This is a genomic window from Kineococcus aridisoli, assembly GCF_050871885.1.
In the GTDB taxonomy this organism is placed as follows: Bacteria; Actinomycetota; Actinomycetes; order Actinomycetales; family Kineococcaceae; genus Kineococcus.
The window spans coordinates 18,591-35,120 of the sequence record NZ_JBJLSF010000028.1 but is presented as its reverse complement, the minus strand read 5'-3'; the positions used below and the strand labels follow the sequence as shown (position 1 = coordinate 35,120).

Genomic DNA, 16,530 nt, shown 5'->3' with positions numbered 1-16,530 from the left:
ATCGCATGGCGTGGCGTCTGGAGTCCCCGAGGGTCCTCGTCGTCGAGCTCGACGGCGGCAAGGGCTCCGCCGTGCGTGCGCAGACCGGCTCGATGGTCGCCTACGAGGGCGAGGTGCAGTTCAAGAACGCGGGCACCGGCGGCGGTGGTGGCCTGCGGGCCGCCTTCAAGCAGCGGCTGAGCGGGGAGTCGCTGTCGCTGATGGAGATCACCGGCCGCGGCAGCGTCCACCTCGCCGTGGAGGCCGGTCACGTCCTCGTCCTCGACCTGGCCGGCGACACCCTCAAGGCGGAGTCCGAGGGGCTGCTGTGCCTGTCGGAGGGGCTGCGCACCGACGTGGCGTTCACCGGCCTGCAGGGCGCCTCCAGCGGTCAGGGGCTGTTCACCACGACGGTGAGCGGCCACGGCCAGGTGGCGCTGCTGTCGCTGGGCGGCCCGCCCATCGCCCTGCGCGTGGGCCCGCAGACCCCGCTGGTCGTCGACCCGGACGCCTACATCGGCTGCGTGGGCGACCTGCGGCAGTCCTTCATCACCGACGTCTCCTGGCGCAACCTGCTCGGGGAGGACTCCGGCGAGGCGTTCTCGCTGCGCTTCGAGGGTTCCGGGGTCGTCTACGTCCAGCCCGAGGAGCGCTGATGACCTTCACGAAGGTGACCTCCAAGGTCGTCCTGGCCGAGGTGCGCCCCGGCCAGGAGGTCCTGGCCCGGCGCGGGGCGATGCTCGCCTCCACCGGCGACGTCCGCTTCTCCCCCGTCGTGGGCGGCCCGGGCGCCGGCGCCTACGGCGGCGGGCTGGCGGCGAGCCTGGCGCGCGGGATGCAGGGCGAGGCGGTCGCGCTCATGGTCGCCGAGGGCAGCGGCGCCGTGCACTACGGCTTCCGCGGCCACCACGTGACGATCGTCGACCTCGACGGCTCGCAGCCGCTGTCGGTGGAGGCGGACCGCCTGCTCGCCCACGACGCCTCGATGTCGTCCTCGGTGGTCTTCCTGGGCCAGCAGGGCGGCCTGCGCGGCGCGGTGCGCGGCGCCGTCACCGGTCAGGGGCTGTTCACCACCCAGCTGTCCGGGCGCGGATCGGTCGCGGTGCTCTCGCACGGCGGCACGTTCGCGCTGCGGGTGGGCGGGGGCCGCCAGGTCTTCGTCGACCCGCAGGCCTACGTCGCGCACGTCGGCGACCTGCGCATCGACGTCGTCACCGCCCTCTCCTGGCGCGACGCCGTCGGCCGCGGTTCCGGGGAGGGCGTGCAGCTGAAGGTGTCCGGCGAGGGCACGGTCCACGTCCAGGCCAGCGAGGAGAAGTTGTGAGCGTCCAGCCCCTCGACCCGCAGACCCTGCCCGACCACGACAACCTGCCGGGCAACCCGTACGCGTACTGCGTGCGCCTGACCGGGCCGCTGTTCGTGCAGACCGGCCGGATGATCGCCTACTACCCGCTGGGCGGCGGCACCATCCGCTTCGAGCCGCTGACGGCGACGTCGCTGACCGGCATGGTCGCCTCGCACTTCTCCTCCCCGCTGTACAGCCGGGACTGGGTGGTGGCCAACGGCCAGGGCCACGTCCTGCTCGGCGACCGCGGCTACGACATCAACTCCTACGACCTCGACGACGGCAACCTCACCGTGCGCGCGGCGAACCTGCTGGCCTTCGACGCCGGGCTGGAGCTGAAGGAGTCGATCATCCCGGGCTTCCTCACCCTCATCGGGACGGGCAAGTTCCTGGCCAGCTCCTCGGGACCGGTCATCTTCGTGGAGCCGCCGGTGCGGGTGGACCCCGAGGCCCTCGTGGGCTGGGCCGACTGCCCGGCCCCCTCCCAGCACTTCGACGCCGGCTGGATGGAGCACTTCCTCGGCGCCGCCCGCGGGGCCCTGTTCGGCACCCGCTCCGGCGAGGAGCGCCAGTACGACTTCACCGGCGCGGGCACCGTGCTGCTGCAGAGCTCCGAGCGGCTGCTGGAGGACCCGCACGTGGTGCGGCGCCTGGAGGGGGAGGTCCGCCAGCTCGGCCCCGGGCAGCTGCAGCACCTCGCGGGGGTCGTGCAGGCGCAGCTGCAGCAGCACCAGCAGTGAGCGCGCACCCCGGGCACCCGGTGCCCGGCGGGCACCGGGTCTTCGACGGGCACAACGACCTGCCGTGGGAGCTGCGGGAGCTCTTCGGCTCCGACGTGGCCGCCGCCGGTCTGCTCGCCGGTCAGCCGCGCACCCAGACCGACGTGCCGCGGCTGCGGGCCGGCGGTGTCGGTGCGCAGTTCTGGTCGGTGTACGTGCCGTCCTCGACACCGCCGCCCGAGGCCGTCGTGGCGGTCCTGGAGCAGGTCGACGTCGTGCACCGCCTCGTCGCCGCGCACCCGGACGTCTTCCGCTGGGCGCCCACCGCCCGCCGGGTGCGCGAGGCGATGGCCGACGGCCTCGTCGCCTCGCTGCCCGGCGCCGAGGGCGGGCACTGCATCGCCGGCTCGCTGGGCGTGCTGCGCCAGCTGCGCCGCGCGGGCGTGGCCTACATGACGCTCACGCACAACGACAACACCCCCTGGGCGGCGTCGGCGACGGGGGAACCCGTCGACTTCGGCCTCACCGCGTTCGGGCGCGAGGTCGTCGCGGAGATGAACCGCACCGGCATGCTCGTGGACCTCTCCCACGTCCACGAGCGCACGATGCGCGACGCGCTGGACGTCACCACCCGCCCGGTGCTCTTCTCGCACTCCTCCTGCCGGGCCGTCACCGACCACCCCCGCAACGTCCCCGACGACGTGCTGGAGCGCCTGCCGGCCAACGGCGGGGTGCTCATGGTCGCGTTCGTGCCGGCCTTCGTCTCCCAGGCGTGCGCGGACCACCGGGCCGCCGCGGCCGCCGAGCAGGACCGGCTCGGGCTGGGCGGCTGGCCCTACCTGCCCACCGGCGAGCCCGGCGCCCTCGGCGCGTTCGCGGACTGGCTGCGGCGCCACCCCCGGCCCCGCGCGTCCGTGGCCGACGTCGTCGCCCACGTCGAGCACGCCCGCGAGGTCGCGGGGCCGCGGCACGTCGGCCTGGGCGGCGACTACGACGGCACCGACGAGCTGCCCGCCGGGCTGGAGGACGTCTCCGGCTACCCGGTGCTGCTGGCCGCGCTCGCCGAGCGCGGCTGGTCGCGCCCCGACCTGGACGCCCTGGCCCACGGCAACGCCCTGCGCGTGCTGGAGCAGGCGCAGGAGGGCACCCCGCCCGTCGACGGCCTCGAGGCCGGGCCGGCCGACGAGGCGCCCGCCGGGCGCCTCAGCGCAGGCTGACGCCCAGCAGCGCCGTCACCGTGCGCCGCACCAGCTCCGGGGCGGCGGTGTCGTCGCCGCCGGTGGCCGACTGCGCCTGCACCCAGGCGTCGACGGCCGCGACGGCACCGGGGGCGTCGAGGTCGTCGGCCAGGCGCTCGCGGACCGCGGCCAGCAGCCCCTCCGCCGACGGCCCCGAGGGCTGCCCGACGGCCGCGCTCCAGCGCGCGAAGCGCTCCCGGGCCTGCCGCAGCACCTCGTCGGTCCACTCCCAGTCGCTGCGCCAGTGGTGGGAGACGATCGCCAGCCGCACGACCGCCGGGTCCACGCCGGCGGCCCGCAGCCTGGAGACGAGCACCAGGTTCCCCTTGGACTTGCTCATCTTCTCGCCGTCGAGGGCGACCATGCCCGAGTGCGCGTAGGCGCGGGCGAAGGGCCGGGAGGCCGGGCGCAGCAGGTGCGCGTGCGCGGCGCCCATCTCGTGGTGCGGGAAGACCAGGTCGCTGCCACCGCCCTGCACGTCGACGGGCATCCCCAGGTGCTCCAGGGCGATCGCGGTGCACTCGATGTGCCAGCCGGGGCGGCCGCGGCCCAGCTCGCCGGCCTCCCACGCCGGTTCCCCGGGCCGCTGCACCCGCCACAGCAGCGGGTCCAGCGGATCGCGCTTGCCGGGCCGCTGCGGGTCGCCGCCGCGCTCGGCGGACAGCGCGAGCATCGTGGCGCGGTCGTAGCCGCCGACGGAGCCGAACGACGGGTCGGCCGCCACGGGGAAGTAGACGTCGCCGTCCGGGCCGCCGCCGGTGCCGGGCACGCGGTAGGCCGCGCCCGCGGCCAGCAGCTCGCGCACGGCGCCGGAGACGAGGTCGACCGCCTCGACGACGCCGAGGTAGCGCTCCGGCGGGACCACCGAGAGGGCGCTCATGTCCTCGCGGAACAGCTCGACCTGGGAGTGCGCGAGCTCGCGCCAGTCGACCCCGGTGGCCTCCGCCCGCTCCAGCAGCGGGTCGTCGACGTCGGTGACGTTCTGCACGTACCGCACGTCCAGACCGGCGTCGCGCCAGGCGCGCCCCAGCAGGTCGAAGGCGACGTAGGTGTTCGCGTGCCCCAGGTGGGTGGCGTCGTAGGGCGTGATGCCGCAGACGTACAGGCTGGCCGTGCCGCTGTCGGGCCCGACCGGCACGAGGGCGCCGGCGGCGGTGTCGTGCAGCCGCACGCGGGGACCGCGCCCCGGCAGGGCCCCGTTCCCGGGGAGGCTGGTGGGATCGGGAGCGGGCCAGGAACGCACGCGCCGAACCTACCCGGCGCCGCCGCGGCGGCGAACGCGGGTCGCGCCGGGGTTCAGAACGGGGGCCAGGGGATGGTGCGGTGCCCGCGCGGGCGCGGCAGCCGGTCCGCCGACAGCAGGCGGTCCACCCGCTCGGCCGTGGCCACGGCCTCCTCCACGGTCAGCAGCTCCCCCAGCAGCTCGCCCAGCGCGCCGTCGAGGTCGCTGGCCAGCCGCGCGAGGACCTCGCGCTCCTCGGCGAGCAGCCGGGTGCCGGCGAACCCCCACAGCACCGTGCGCAGCTTGGGCTCCTCGTGGAAGGTCAGCCCGTGGTCCACCCCGTGCACGGCACCCGACCAGCCGGGCAGGACGTGCCCGCCCTTGCGGTCGGCGTTGTTGAGGACGACGTCGAGGACGGCGATGCGCCGCAGCCGCAGGTCGTCGGCGTGCACGAGGGCGACGGGACGGCCGGCGCCGTCCTCGGCCTCCAGCACGGTGTGCCAGCCCGGCTCGATGCGCCGCGGGGGCACGATGTCGATGAGACCGGCCCCGGGCGAGGGCAGCACCACCTCGTCGGCGTCCGCCGGGTCGGCGCCGTCCTGCTGCAGCCACAGCTGCACGCTGCCCGGCCCCAGCGGGCCGTCGCGGAAGACGGTGGGCGGGACCACGTGCCAGCCGGTCGTCGCGGAGACCGCGTACGAGGCGACCTCGCGGCGGGCCAGGGTGTCGTCGGGGAAGTCCCACAGCGGGCGCTCCCCGGCGACGGGCTTGTAGACGCAGGCCAGCCCCTGCTCCCCGTCGCGGACCACCGAGTACAGGGTGGCGTTCGAGGCGTCGGCCAGCCGGCCCCGCACGTGCAGCTCGCCGGAGGCCAGGCCGGCCAGCGCCTCCTGCTCGCCGACGCCGGCGAAGCTGCCGTTCAGCGCCGGTACCCGTTCGCCCGGGGGCAGACGTGGCCCTGCGCGTCCAGCGGGCCGGCGCAGAACGGGCACGGCGGGCGCCCGGCCGCCACCAGGGCCAGCGCCCGGGCGGCGAAGGCCCGGGCGGCGGCGCCGTCGAGGGAGACGCGCAGCAGGTTGCTCGCGCTGGACGGGTCGGGCACCTCCGGCTCGGCGTCGCTGTCGGAGACCTCGAAGCACTCGATGACGACGACGTCGCGCTCCCCGTCCCACGCCAGGCTCATGGTGCCGACGCGGAACTCCTCCTCGATGGGCGACTCCAGCGGGGCGTTGTCCTCGCTGCCGGCCGGCGGCAGCGCCGGCACCGGCGCCTGGCCGGCGGAGCGGCGCACGACCTCGTCGAGCAGCTCGCCGACGCGCTCGGCGAGGGCGGAGACCTGCGCCTTCTCCAGCGCCACGGAGGTCAGGCGGACACCGGTGCGCGCCTGCAGGAAGAAGGTGCGCGAACCCGGTTCGCCGACGGTGCCCGCCACGAAGCGCTCCGGCGGGTCGTACTCGAAGACGGGCATGTCCCGACCCTACGCCGCGCCGGTCCCGCCGCCGACGACGGCGTCGGAGCTGGGCACGGCGCGCCGGGCGCGCCGGCGCCGGCGGGGCGGCGCGAGGCCCGACAGGTCGCCGCCGGTGTCGTTCATCCGCAGCACGAACGGGCGCAGCGGCGCGTAGCGCACGACCGAGACCGAGCAGGGGTCGGCGGAGACGCGCTGGAAGAGGTCCAGGTGCATGCCGAGGGCGTCGGCCAGCACCGCCTTGATGACGTCGCCGTGGCTGACGGCGACCCACACCGCGTCCTCGCCGTGCTCGGCGGCGACCCGGGCGTCGTGCTCGCGGACCGCGCTGACGGCCCGGTGCTGCATCTGCGCGAGACCCTCGCCCCCCGGGCCGGGGAAGACCGCGGCCGAGGGGTGCTGCTGCACCGTGCGCCACAGCGGCTCCTTGGTGAGGGCGCGGATCTCGCGCCCCGTCCAGTCGCCGTACTTGCACTCCCCCAGCCGCTCGTCGGTCAGCGGCGCCGGACGGGGCCCGTCGGGGCCGTCCACCGCGCCGATCCCGGCGGCGGTCTCCTGGCAGCGCTCCAGCGGCGAGACGACGAGCGCGGCCAGCGGCACCGCCGCCAGCCGCCGTCCCAGCGCGGCCGCCTGCTCCCGGCCGGTGTCGTCGAGGTGCACCCCGGGCGTCCAGCCGGCGAGCACCCCCGCGGTGTTGGCGGTGCTGCGGCCGTGGCGGACGAGCAGGAGCGTGGGCACCCGGTCAGGGTAGGGAGGTCCGCGGCCGGTGCCGTCCCGCGGGTCCGGGTCGGCACTCTAAGGCTCCGATAACTGAACTTCCTCGGGGCGTCTCCGGAGACGGCGGGCACTGCCGGGCCGCCGCGGGCACGATGGCGGCGTGATCGTGGACGTGGCCTCCTACCGCGACGGCCGGCGGGAGGAGGTGGACGACCTCGCCTCCGCGCTGGAGCGCCGCCGGGCGGCGGCGGACGGCTTCCTCTGGCTGGAGGTGGCGGACCCCACCGCCGGGGAGTTCAGCGGCATCGCCTCGGCGCTGCACCTGCACCGCCTCGCCGTGGAGGACGCGGTCACCGGTCACCAGCGGCCCAAGCTCGAGCACTACGGGTCCACGCTCTTCCTCGTCGTGAAGGTCCTCACCTACGACGACGCCCGGTCCGCGGTGGAGACCGGCGAGGTCATGCTCTTCGTCGGCGACCGGTTCGTGGTGACCGTGCGCCGCGGGCAGGACGGGTCGCTGGAGCGGGTGCGCGAACGCGTCGAGGCGGATCCGCACCTGCTGCGGCTGGGGCCGGCGGCCGTCATGCGCGCCGTCCTGGAGCAGGCGGTCGGCGACTACACCCGCATCGACGCCGAGCTGGAGCGGGACGTCGACGAGGTGGAGGAGCAGGTCTTCTCCCCCACCCGCAGCTCCGACGCGCAGCGGATCTACTCGCTCAAGCGGGAGGTGCTGGAGGTGCGCCGGGCCGCCGCCCCGCTGGTGGCACCGCTGCGGGACCTGCTGGGCGCGGACGGCAGCGGGCCGGAGAGCCCCGAGCAGCAGGCGATGTTCGTGCTGCGCGACGTCGTGGACAACCTCCAGCGCACCGTGGAGCACGTCGAGGGCTACGACCGGATGCTCACCGACATCCTCAACGCCCACCTGGCGCAGGTGTCGGTCCGCCAGAACGACGACATGCGCAAGATCTCGGCGTGGGCGGCGATGATCGCCGCCCCCACCCTCATCGCCGGCGTGTACGGGATGAACTTCGAGCACATGCCCGAGCTCGGCTGGCGCCTGGGCTACCCCGCGTGCGTGCTGCTGATGGTCGCCACCAGCGCCGTGCTCTACCGCTGGTTCAAGCGCTCCGGGTGGCTCTGAGGCCACCCGGAGCCGGGCGGGCCGGACGGGCGGGCCGGCGGCTCAGCCGAAGTCGGTGCCGTTGAGGGCGGGCAGCGTCCCGGCGGCCACCAGCGCGTAGACCACCACGGCGGCCGCGATGCGGTAGACGACGAACGGCGCGTAGCTGTGCGTGGAGATGAAGCGCATCAGCCAGGCGATGACGACGTAGCCGACGACGAAGGCGACGACGGTGGCGACCGCCGTGGCGCTCCAGGAGATCGCCGCGCCGGCGCTCAGCTCGTCGTAGACCTGGTAGAAGCCCGAGAGCACGACGGCCGGGATGGCCAGCAGGAACGAGTACCGCGCGGCGGCCTCGCGGGTGTAGCCGAGCAGCAGGCCGGCGGTGATGGTGCCGCCCGAGCGCGACACGCCCGGGATGAGGGCCAGCGACTGCGCGAGGCCGAAGAGCAGGCCGTGCTTCCACGTCAGCTGGTCCAGCGTGCGCTGCTTGCGGCCCCACCGGTCCGCGGCGCCCAGGACGAGGGCGAAGACCCACAGGGTCGTGGCGATGACGACGAAGCCGCGCAGGGTCGTCTCGATCGCGTCCTTGAAGAAGAGGCCGAGCAGGCCGATGGGGATGGTCCCGAGGATGACCAGCCACCCCATCCGGGCGTCCGGGTCGTCGCGCGGCACGCGCCCGAGCAGGGCCAGCGTCCAGCGGCTGACGATGCGCGCGATGTCCTTGCGGAAGTACAGGATGACGGCGGCCTCGGTGCCCAGCTGGGAGATGGCGGTGAACGCCGCACCCGGGTCGTCGGCGCCGACGAGGGTGCCGACGACGGCCAGGTGCCCGCTGGAGGAGATGGGCAGGAACTCGGTGAGCCCCTGCACGAGACCGAGGAACGCGCCCTCGCCGATGCCCATGCTCACGCGCGGGCACCTCCGCGGGAGCGGCGGGTCGGGTCGGGGGACGGCCGGCTGGTGAGCACGTCGCGGACCCTAGCGGCAGCGCGGGCGGCGATCGCCGTCCGTCACCCGCGCCGCACGGAACCCTCACACGCGGCGGTCGTCCCCCGCCCGCTCCGGCTGCCCGGGCGCGTCGTCGAGGTCCTCGTCGTCGGTGTCCTCGTCGTCGTCGAGGTCCTCGTCGTCCTCGTCGTCCTCGTCGTCGCCCTCGTCGGTGTCGTCGTCCTCGTCGTCCTCGTCGTCGCCCTCGTCGTCGTCGTAGAGGACGAACGGCGTGACCTCGTCGTAGGCGTCGTAGAGCGCCTCCTCGTAGGCCTCGAAGGCGTCGGCGACGCGCTGGTAGGCGTCGGCCACGACGGGGTCCGCCTCGTCGCGGCGGTTGGCGGCGGCCGCGAGGTGGTCCTCGAGCGCGGCCACGAGTCGGGCGAGTGCCGCACGCGGATCGGACGTCATGCTCCGACCGTAGCGGAGATCGTGGCGCGCGCGGCAGAACGGTCCCGGTGGGTGGATGATGGAGGGGATGGTTGCGAAGACGAGGAGCGGCGGGACCCCGCTGCCCGGGGAGCAGTACGAGTACCGCGTGCTGACGCTGCCCCGGGCCACGTCGAGGTCCGACGCCCGCAAGCTGCTGACCGATCACGCCGAGTACGGCCGCTGGGAGCTGGCGCGCGTCGTCCTCTACATGGGCGGCGGGCGCAAGGTCTGGTTGCGGCGCAAGATCATCCGGGTGGCCCGCACGGCCTGATCCCCCTACTCTCGGCGTCCGTGTCGATGTTCCGGACCAAGAGCGTCGAGGACGCCATCGCGACGACGGACGAGCCGGGCTCCCGCCTGCGCAAGTCGCTGGGCGCCTGGGACCTGACGGTCTTCGGCGTGGGCGTCATCATCGGGACGGGGATCTTCGTCCTCACCGGTGAGGCCGCCGGCACCCGGGCGGGGCCCGCGGTGGCGCTGTCGTTCGTCGTCGCGGGGGTCGTCTGCGCGCTGGCGGCGCTCTGCTACGCCGAGTTCGCCTCCACGGTGCCGGTGGCGGGCTCGGCCTACACCTTCTCCTACGCCAGCCTCGGCGAGGTCGTCGCCTGGACCATCGGCTGGGACCTCATCCTCGAGATGGCCCTGGGCGCCTCGACGGTGGCGGTCGGCTGGTCCAGCTACGCCGCCGACCTGCTGCGCGAGACGCTGGGGCTGCAGCTGCCGGCCTGGCTGTACTCGGCCTCCCCGAGCCTGACCGAGCCCAACCTGCTGGCGGCCGCGGTCGTCCTCGTGCTCACGGCGGTGCTGTGCGCGGGCACCAAGACCTCCTCGCGCGTCAACGCCGTCGTCGTCGCGATCAAGCTGACGGTCGTCGGCATCGTCGTCGTCGCGGGCCTCTTCTTCGTGCGGGTCGCCAACTGGTCGCCCTTCGTGCCGCCCTCCGGCGCGCCCAGCGCCGCGGCCGAGCCCGCACCGCCGTCGCTGTGGGCCGACCTGGGCGTGCCGCTGGGCACCTTCGGGGTCGGCGGCGTCCTCACCGCGGCCGCGCTGGTCTTCTTCGCCTTCATCGGCTTCGACATCGTGGCCACGGCCGCGGAGGAGACGAAGGACCCGCAGCGGGACGTGCCCCGCGGCATCCTCGGGTCGCTGGCGATCTGCACGCTGCTCTACGTGCTCGTCTCGCTCGTGGTGACGGGCATGGTCAGCTACGAGCGGATCAGCGTGGAGGCGCCGCTGGCGAACGCCTTCCGGGCGGTGGGCGCCGACGTCGTCGCCACGCTCATCAGCGTCGGGACGGTCGCGGGCCTGCTGACGGTCATGATGATCCTCATGCTGGGGCAGAACCGCGTGCTCTTCGCCATGAGCCGGGACCGCCTCATCCCGCCGTGGTTCTCGCGCGTCGACGAGCGCACCGGCGTGCCGGTGCGGATCACCGTCGTCACCGGCGTCGTGGTGGCCTTCGTGGCGGCCTTCGTGCCGATCGGCGAGCTCGCCCAGATGGTGAACATCGGCACGCTTTTCGCCTTCGTGCTCGTCTCGATCGGCGTCGTGGTGCTGCGCCGCAGCCGCCCCGACCTGCCGCGGGCCTTCCGGGTGCCCGGCGTGCCGGTGCTGCCCGTGCTCTCGGCGGTCGCCTCGATCGTGCTCATGGGCTTCCTGCCGGCCGTCAGCTGGGAGCGGCTGGGGATCTGGATGGCGATCGGCCTCGTGGTCTACCTGGCCTACGGCCACCGCAGGTCCCGGCTGGCGGGGACCGGCTCAGCGCGGGCCACGGACCGCCACGGACCGTGACCGACGGGGCACGGTGGCGAGGGGTGCAGGGGTCAGCTGGGACTCCCGCCACACCTGCATCGCCTCGGGCGACGACGTGGTGCGCCAGTCGCGCTCCTTCCTCACCTCGAAGCTCACGACGGCTTCCAGGCGCTCGAACCGCCGACTGGTGAGCATCCCCCGCAGCCACTGCGCCTTGGTGTGCCGGGGGTCGGCCGGGGCCCCGTCGTCCACACCGGGCTCCTTGCACCCGTACTCGCAGATCCACACGGGAGCCGAAGGGTGCAGCGCGGTGAGACGCCCGTACTGCTCGGCGAAGATGTCCTCGAACTCACGCCACTCCAGGCGGCCCCCGTCACCCCAGTTGTAGCCGTCGAGACCCAGGACGTCCACGTGGGCGGCGCCGGGCCAGATGGTCCGGACGTCCGTGGTCTCGGCGTAGGTGTCGGCAGTCGGGTTGAAGACCCACTTGACGTTCGTCCCGCCCGCCCTCCGCACGGTCGTCGTGACGTGCCGCCACGCGGCCACGAACTCGGCCGGGGTGCCACCTCGCGGCCTGGTGCCGGTGGCGGTCGGCTGGAAGTCCTGCCAGTCGCCGTTCATCTCCGGCCAGGGGCGGACGTGGACGTCGTAGGGGTAGCTGCGCGCGTGCGCGGCGATGCGCAGCAGGTAGTCGTCGTGCGCGCCGGCGGTCCACTCGCTGAAGCGCGTGGGACCCATGTCCCAGGAGAGCAGGACGTCGCGGCGGCCGTCGTCGGCGAAGGCCCTCTCGACTGCTGCGGGGAACTCGTCCCCGTAGCCGTAGAAGTAGGAGGCGATCGCCGATCGCCGTCCTGCTTGCTGCTCCCAGCGGCCGAGCGCGGCCGGGTCGGCGACCATGCCCTCCACGTGGGCGCCGAAGCGGACGCGGTGCGCGAGCGCGAGCGGCCCGGCCGCTCTCGCCTCGTCCGGGGTCAGCAACGGCGGCAGGACTGCTGCAACACCACACCCGGCGAGCCAGGAGAGGACGTGGCGACGAGCCGGCATGTCCCGGTCATCGACCGGGACGTGCCGAGCCTGGTTGCTCCGTACGGGTGATGCACCGCTCCCCGCGGCGGATCACCGGGCACCCGCGGCGACGACGCTCAGGCCTGCTTGCGCGGCAGCGTCCTCAGCAGGGCGAGGCCCGCGGCGATGAGCGCGAAGCCCCCGAGCAGGTACCAGACGACGTCGAAGCCGGTGAAGGCGAGCGTTCCCGCCGCGGCGCCTCCACCGATGGCTGCGATGCCCTTGTCGTACATGATCACCACGTCCTTTCACGTCGGAGAGCGGCGTCCAGGAACGCCTTGGCCTGGACGGCCTGGAGGAAGACGTCGAACACCATCTCGACGAGGAGGAGCGAAGCGATCGCCATCTGCAGCGGGCCTCTGCTGCGCACCGTGACGACGCGTTCGGCGATGAAGATGCCCGTCACCGCGACCCACAGGGGGTGCAGGTGCAGGCCGTGGTCCACCACCAGCGACCAGACGATGCTCGCGACGTAGGTGAAGGTGACGACGACCCCGATGAGGGAGAGCAGCTGCCGCCCCCAGTAGCGACGCGTGATCGGCGTCCAGCCGTAGTCGGTGAGGTTCTCCAGGGCCCCGCGCTTCCATCGCAGCCGCTGGCGCGCCAGCGCCCGCCAGGTGGGCATGACCTCCGTCGTCAGCCGGCAGCCCTTGGGGGAGATGATGCCGTGACCGAGGTGCAGCAGAGCCAGCGTGAGCTCGTTGTCCTCGGTGAGCACGCGCGTGTCGTAGATCTGGGCGGCGCCCCCGGGCAGCCGGCCCTCCCCCCTGGCTTGGCGCACCTCGCGCAGCACCGAGACCCGGAAGACCGTGGCGGTCCCGGTGAGGACGAGCACCCTGCCCTTCAGCCTCCCCACGTCGCGGGCGTAGCGCGCGTACTCGTTGCGCTGGAAGGTGCCCACGAGTCCACCACCGGGCTGACCGGTGAAGGTGCCCCCCACGGCGCTCACGTCGCCCCGGCAGAGCCGCTCCACGGCGACTTCGAGGAAGGAGGCGTCGAGGACGGAGTCGGCGTCCATCACGAGCACGGCGTCCGCAGCATCCATCTCGGGCAGCAGCTGGTCGAGCGCCTGGTTGAGGGCCCCGGCCTTCTTGGCGCGGTTGCCGACCGTCTCGATGACCCGGACCGGGAAGCGCGCGGCGACCTCGGCCGTGCGGTCGCTGCAGTTGTCGCAGACGACGACGATGTCGTCAGGACGCCTGGACTGCTCCAGCAGCGACGAGATCGTGGCTGCGATCTGGTGCTCCTCGTCGTGGGACGGCACCACGACGACCACCCTGCACGTCGTGCCGGATCCGGTCGCCGACGGGTCGGCCGCGACGCCCTCGACGTCGAGGACGCCGCTAGTGATCGCCGAACGTGACCGGCACCGGTTGCCTCCATCCTGCAGGGGCCGGATCCCGAGCGGCCGGCCCTCCTTCTCGACGGCGGCGAGTATGCCAGCGGATTCCGTTGTCCCGTGGCGGAATCCGAACTCTTGTACAACGCGCAACTACCTAGTGACGCAGCGTCGATCCAGAGGGGGCGACGAGGAGGACCGCCCTCGGCCGGGAACAGATCCATGTGCTGTACTCTTCAACTAAGTGCGCGCAGGTGCGCGCACCCTCGAGGAGGCGGTCATGCAGTTCGGGATCTTCACCGTCGGCGACGTCACGCCCGACCCCACCACGGGCCGGACGCCCACGGAGGCCGAGCGCATCCGGGCGATGACCACCATCGCCGAGCACGCCGAGCAGGTCGGGCTCGACGTCTTCGCCACCGGTGAGCACCACAACCGGCCCTTCGTGCCCAGCTCCCCCACCACGATGCTCGGCTACCTCGCCGGCCGCACCAGCAGGCTGCTGCTGTCGACGTCGACGACGCTCATCACCACCAACGACCCGGTGAAGATCGCCGAGGACTTCGCCATGCTGCAGCACCTGTCCGGCGGGCGCACCGACCTCATGCTCGGCCGCGGCAACACCGGCGCCGTGTACCCGTGGTTCGGGCAGGACATCACCAAGAGCGTCGAGCTGACGGTGGAGAACTACCAGCTGCTGCGCCGGCTGTGGGACGAGGACGTCGTCGACTGGGAGGGCCGCTTCCGCGCCCCGCTGCAGGGCTTCACCTCCACCCCGCGGCCGCTGGACGGCGTGGCGCCGTTCGTCTGGCACGGCTCCATCCGCACCCCCGAGGTCGCCGAGATCGCCGCCTACTTCGGCGACGGGTACTTCGCCAACAACATCTTCTGGCCCAAGGAGCACTACGCCCGGCTCATCGGGCTCTACCGGGAGCGCTACGCCCACTACGGCCACGGCACCCCCGAGCAGGCGGTCGTCGGCCTCGGCGGGCAGGTCTTCATGCGCCGCAACTCCCAGGACGCGGTGCGCGAGTTCCGGCCCTACTTCGACAACGCCCCGGTCTACGGCCACGGGCCGTCGCTGGAGGAGTTCACCCGCACCACGCCGCTGACCGTCGGCAGCCCCGAGCAGGTCGTCGAGAAGACGCTGACCTTCCAGGAGTTCTTCGGCGACTACCAGCGCCAGCTGTTCCTCATGGACCACGCCGGTCTGCCGCTGAAGACGGTGCTCGAGCAGCTGGACCTGCTCGGCGAGCACGTCGTGCCGGTGCTGCGCCGGGAGTTCGAGGCGCGCCGGTCCCCCGGCGTGCCCAGCGACCCGCCCACCCACGCCTCCCGCGTGGCCGCCCGGGACGCCGCCCGGGACGCCGCGCTGGAGGCCGCGCCGGAGGCCGCGGCCGGGGCCGAGCCCGCCGGCGTCTGAGGGCGGGCCAGCGCAGGGCGCGCCGGCCCGGGCTCACACGCTCGGGCCGGCGGGTCCCGCCCCGCCCGGGGTGCCCGCGTCGGCCCACGTCGCCCAGGAACCCGTCCCCGCGGACTCGTCGACGACCTGCACCCGCACGCCGGCGACCTCCCCGGTCTCGGGGTCGGAGGGCGCCGCGGCCGGCGGGACCTCGAAGCACATCTGGAACGTGGCGCTGCCGCCCGGCGCCAGGTCGGCCATGTCGCGCGGGTCCGCCGGCAGCTGCACCAGGCAGTCCGTCGCCCAGTACTCCTCCCCGTCGGCCCCCAGCAGGTAGCCGTACAGGTCCTCGTACAGGTCCCCGCTGCCGCCGCGCCCGCCGTCGCCCACGAACCGCACGTCCAGCTCCACGAGCAGCAGCCCGCCCAGCTCCGGGGCGGTGCGCGCCCCCGAGACCGCGACGTCGTACTCGTCCAGGCGCACCTGCTCGCCCCACGCGTGCTCACCGGCATCGGTGCCGGTGGAGCCGCCCGGGCCGCCGGCGGCCGCGCCCAGCGCGGCGAGCCCGAGCAGCCCCACGCCCACGAGCGCCCGCACGAGGTCGGCGAGCAGACCGAGCGCGCCCGTCACCAGACCGGCGACGGCCAGGCCCCGGCCGCCGTGGCGCAGGGCCAGCGCGAGGACCCCGGTGGCCACGGCGGTGACGCCCAGCGGGACCGAGAGCAGGTCCAGCAGCGGCAGCGGCACCGAGGTCAGCAGCGCCAGGAGGCCCGTGACGAGGGCCACGACGCCCAGCGCCGTCGACGCGGGCGCCGGCCGGGGCGGCGCCGGCGGGCGCGCTGCGGTCGGGGACGGGTGCTGCCAGGACACCGGACCATTGCAGCAGCGCACCCGCCCCGCCCGCGCCCGCCCGCACCCGGTGGCACCCGGACGGGTCAGCCGGCTCGCCAGACGACGGCGTCGTCCTCGAAGTTGAGAATCTGCTCGACCGACACCACGCTCCCGGCGATGGCAGTGGCAGGGACGTCGAAGCACACCTGGTAGGTGGCCGTTCCGCCGGTGCGCAGGCCCGGTTGGTCGAAGGCCGATTGCGGCACTACCACCGAGCACGAGGATTGGTCGTAGTTGCGAGCGTCGGTGGCCTGGTACGTCGCCCGGAGGTCGATCCACGGGTTGGCTTCGGCCGCGGTCCCGGTGTACGTCGCAGTGAGGTCGACGAGCACGTAGCGGCCGGTGGCGGCGGTGTTGAACCGGTTGGCGTCGGCGATGACCTGGGTCGCGTCCTGGTTCACCGCACTGACGGTCACCGTGTAGTCGCCCACCTGGGCCGGTGCACCGATGGCCAGGGCGTCGTCGCCTGGGGCAGTAGCGATGGTCGGTCCGGGTGCCGGCGCGCCTGCGCCGCCGCTCACGTCGGGTCTGGCTGGATCCGCGTTCTCGACAGCCGCGCCGAGGGCGAGGTTGACCAGGACCGCGACGACCACGGCGATCGCCGAGAGGGCGACACCGGTGATCGCCATACCGCGCCCCGCACGACTCCGCGCGAGCGAGACGATGCCGAGCACCAGCCCCACGACAGCGATCAGGATGCTGCCGACGTTCAGGATCGGAACGTAGCAGCCGAGGACGGCGACGATGCCGAGGACCATGGCGGCTACGGCGAGGCCACGACCGGCCGGCGCACGAAGCGGGGGCGCCGACGGCGCGTACGGGTGGGACACGAGGTGCGCTCCTGGTGGCGT

General features: G+C 74.0%; 19 protein-coding genes. 8 read left to right on the top strand and 11 right to left on the bottom strand.

Features of this window, described 5'->3' with window-relative positions; translation table 11 throughout:
• Positions 1–5 precede the first annotated feature (5 nt).
• The 4 genes from ACRYM2_RS10020 to ACRYM2_RS10005 are packed head-to-tail and all read left to right on the top strand — an operon-like array spanning position 6 to position 3,260.
• Positions 6–635, top strand: coding sequence for an AIM24 family protein (locus ACRYM2_RS10020; protein ID WP_432521909.1), 630 nt, complete (start codon positions 6–8; stop codon positions 633–635).
• Positions 635–1,303, top strand: a complete 669-nt coding sequence (locus ACRYM2_RS10015; RefSeq protein WP_432521908.1) for an AIM24 family protein — start codon at positions 635–637, stop codon at positions 1,301–1,303. Before ACRYM2_RS10020 ends, ACRYM2_RS10015 begins: the two co-directional genes overlap by 1 nt.
• Positions 1,300–2,064, top strand: a complete 765-nt coding sequence (locus ACRYM2_RS10010) for an AIM24 family protein (RefSeq protein WP_432521906.1) — start codon at positions 1,300–1,302, stop codon at positions 2,062–2,064. Before ACRYM2_RS10015 ends, ACRYM2_RS10010 begins: the two co-directional genes overlap by 4 nt.
• Positions 2,061–3,260 carry a dipeptidase gene (locus tag ACRYM2_RS10005; protein ID WP_432521905.1) on the top strand — a complete coding sequence of 400 codons (1,200 nt, stop codon included), beginning with the start codon at positions 2,061–2,063 and terminating at the stop codon, positions 3,258–3,260. The genes ACRYM2_RS10010 and ACRYM2_RS10005 overlap by 4 nt, the downstream gene beginning before the upstream one ends.
• On the opposite strand, the gene mshC is transcribed toward ACRYM2_RS10005, so the two are convergent.
• Genes mshC through ACRYM2_RS09985 form a run of 4 tightly spaced genes read right to left on the bottom strand, consistent with a single transcriptional unit; the run spans position 3,247 to position 6,709 of the window.
• Positions 3,247–4,524 (bottom strand): cysteine--1-D-myo-inosityl 2-amino-2-deoxy-alpha-D-glucopyranoside ligase, encoded by a 1,278-nt coding sequence (gene mshC / locus ACRYM2_RS10000; protein WP_432521903.1) that lies wholly within the window; start codon positions 4,522–4,524, stop codon positions 3,247–3,249. The genes ACRYM2_RS10005 and mshC overlap by 14 nt on opposite strands.
• Positions 4,525–4,577: 53 nt before the next feature.
• Positions 4,578–5,453, bottom strand: coding sequence for an SCO1664 family protein (locus ACRYM2_RS09995; RefSeq protein ID WP_432521941.1), 876 nt, complete (start codon positions 5,451–5,453; stop codon positions 4,578–4,580).
• Entirely contained in the window at positions 5,423–5,971 is a 549-nt protein-coding gene (locus ACRYM2_RS09990; RefSeq protein ID WP_432521901.1) for a DUF3090 domain-containing protein, read from the bottom strand. The genes ACRYM2_RS09995 and ACRYM2_RS09990 overlap by 31 nt, the downstream gene beginning before the upstream one ends.
• 9 nt (positions 5,972–5,980) lie before the next feature.
• On the bottom strand, positions 5,981–6,709 hold the full coding sequence (locus tag ACRYM2_RS09985) for a histidine phosphatase family protein (protein WP_432521899.1): 729 nt from the start codon (positions 6,707–6,709) through the stop codon (positions 5,981–5,983).
• Positions 6,710–6,848: 139 nt separating this feature from the next.
• Here ACRYM2_RS09985 and corA point away from each other — a divergent pair, with 139 nt between their 5' ends.
• On the top strand, positions 6,849–7,829 hold the full coding sequence (gene corA / locus ACRYM2_RS09980; protein WP_432521897.1) for a magnesium/cobalt transporter CorA: 981 nt from the start codon (positions 6,849–6,851) through the stop codon (positions 7,827–7,829).
• 42 nt (positions 7,830–7,871) lie between these two features.
• Here corA and ACRYM2_RS09975 read toward each other — a convergent pair whose 3' ends face one another.
• Both ACRYM2_RS09975 and ACRYM2_RS09970 read right to left on the bottom strand, forming a co-directional pair.
• The gene (locus ACRYM2_RS09975) at positions 7,872–8,714 is read right to left on the bottom strand and encodes an undecaprenyl-diphosphate phosphatase (RefSeq protein ID WP_432521939.1); all 843 of its coding nucleotides are present in this window, start codon (positions 8,712–8,714) and stop codon (positions 7,872–7,874) included.
• Between the two features lie 129 nt (positions 8,715–8,843).
• The gene (locus ACRYM2_RS09970; RefSeq protein ID WP_432521895.1) at positions 8,844–9,209 is read right to left on the bottom strand and encodes a primosomal protein; all 366 of its coding nucleotides are present in this window, start codon (positions 9,207–9,209) and stop codon (positions 8,844–8,846) included.
• A gap of 67 nt (positions 9,210–9,276) precedes the next feature.
• Between ACRYM2_RS09970 and ACRYM2_RS09965 the strand changes: the two genes are divergently transcribed.
• Both ACRYM2_RS09965 and ACRYM2_RS09960 read left to right on the top strand, forming a co-directional pair.
• Positions 9,277–9,501 (top strand): DUF5703 family protein, encoded by a 225-nt coding sequence (locus ACRYM2_RS09965; protein WP_166614838.1) that lies wholly within the window; start codon positions 9,277–9,279, stop codon positions 9,499–9,501.
• A gap of 26 nt (positions 9,502–9,527) precedes the next feature.
• Positions 9,528–11,021: an amino acid permease gene (locus tag ACRYM2_RS09960; RefSeq protein WP_432521937.1), complete on the top strand. Its 1,494-nt coding sequence runs from the start codon at positions 9,528–9,530 to the stop codon at positions 11,019–11,021.
• On the opposite strand, the gene ACRYM2_RS09955 is transcribed toward ACRYM2_RS09960, so the two are convergent.
• The 3 genes from ACRYM2_RS09955 to ACRYM2_RS09945 all read right to left on the bottom strand — a co-directional run bounded on the left by ACRYM2_RS09955 (position 10,989) and on the right by ACRYM2_RS09945 (position 13,314).
• Positions 10,989–12,026, bottom strand: a complete 1,038-nt coding sequence (locus ACRYM2_RS09955; protein ID WP_432521893.1) for a glycoside hydrolase family 26 protein — start codon at positions 12,024–12,026, stop codon at positions 10,989–10,991. The two genes, ACRYM2_RS09960 and ACRYM2_RS09955, sit on opposite strands and share 33 nt — an antisense overlap.
• 98 nt (positions 12,027–12,124) lie before the next feature.
• On the bottom strand, positions 12,125–12,286 hold the full coding sequence (locus tag ACRYM2_RS09950; RefSeq protein WP_432521892.1) for a hypothetical protein: 162 nt from the start codon (positions 12,284–12,286) through the stop codon (positions 12,125–12,127).
• The gene (locus ACRYM2_RS09945) at positions 12,283–13,314 is read right to left on the bottom strand and encodes a glycosyltransferase family 2 protein (RefSeq protein WP_432521891.1); all 1,032 of its coding nucleotides are present in this window, start codon (positions 13,312–13,314) and stop codon (positions 12,283–12,285) included. Before ACRYM2_RS09945 ends, ACRYM2_RS09950 begins: the two co-directional genes overlap by 4 nt.
• Positions 13,315–13,666: 352 nt before the next feature.
• Between ACRYM2_RS09945 and ACRYM2_RS09940 the strand changes: the two genes are divergently transcribed.
• The gene (locus ACRYM2_RS09940) at positions 13,667–14,809 is read left to right on the top strand and encodes an LLM class flavin-dependent oxidoreductase (protein WP_432521935.1); all 1,143 of its coding nucleotides are present in this window, start codon (positions 13,667–13,669) and stop codon (positions 14,807–14,809) included.
• Positions 14,810–14,842: 33 nt separating this feature from the next.
• Here ACRYM2_RS09940 and ACRYM2_RS09935 read toward each other — a convergent pair whose 3' ends face one another.
• Entirely contained in the window at positions 14,843–15,658 is an 816-nt protein-coding gene (locus ACRYM2_RS09935; protein WP_432521890.1) for a DUF4190 domain-containing protein, read from the bottom strand.
• Positions 15,659–15,723: 65 nt separating this feature from the next.
• Positions 15,724–16,509, bottom strand: coding sequence for a DUF4190 domain-containing protein (locus tag ACRYM2_RS09930; RefSeq protein WP_432521888.1), 786 nt, complete (start codon positions 16,507–16,509; stop codon positions 15,724–15,726).
• Positions 16,510–16,530 lie beyond the last annotated feature (21 nt).

Bases quoted from the DNA above. Each gene is read 5' to 3' on its own strand.
- ACRYM2_RS10020 (WP_432521909.1), top strand. From the start codon at position 6: ATGGCGTGGCGTCTGGAGTCCCCGAGGGTCCTCGTCGTCGAGCTCGAC.
- ACRYM2_RS10015 (WP_432521908.1), top strand. From the start codon at position 635: ATGACCTTCACGAAGGTGACCTCCAAGGTCGTCCTGGCCGAGGTGCGC.
- ACRYM2_RS09990 (WP_432521901.1), bottom strand. From the start codon at position 5,971: ATGCCCGTCTTCGAGTACGACCCGCCGGAGCGCTTCGTGGCGGGCACC.
- ACRYM2_RS09975 (WP_432521939.1), bottom strand. From the start codon at position 8,714: ATGGGCATCGGCGAGGGCGCGTTCCTCGGTCTCGTGCAGGGGCTCACC.
- ACRYM2_RS09970 (WP_432521895.1), bottom strand. From the start codon at position 9,209: ATGACGTCCGATCCGCGTGCGGCACTCGCCCGACTCGTGGCCGCGCTC.
- ACRYM2_RS09965 (WP_166614838.1), top strand. From the start codon at position 9,277: ATGGTTGCGAAGACGAGGAGCGGCGGGACCCCGCTGCCCGGGGAGCAG.
- ACRYM2_RS09960 (WP_432521937.1), top strand. From the start codon at position 9,528: ATGTTCCGGACCAAGAGCGTCGAGGACGCCATCGCGACGACGGACGAG.
- ACRYM2_RS09955 (WP_432521893.1), bottom strand. From the start codon at position 12,026: ATGCCGGCTCGTCGCCACGTCCTCTCCTGGCTCGCCGGGTGTGGTGTT.
- ACRYM2_RS09940 (WP_432521935.1), top strand. From the start codon at position 13,667: ATGCAGTTCGGGATCTTCACCGTCGGCGACGTCACGCCCGACCCCACC.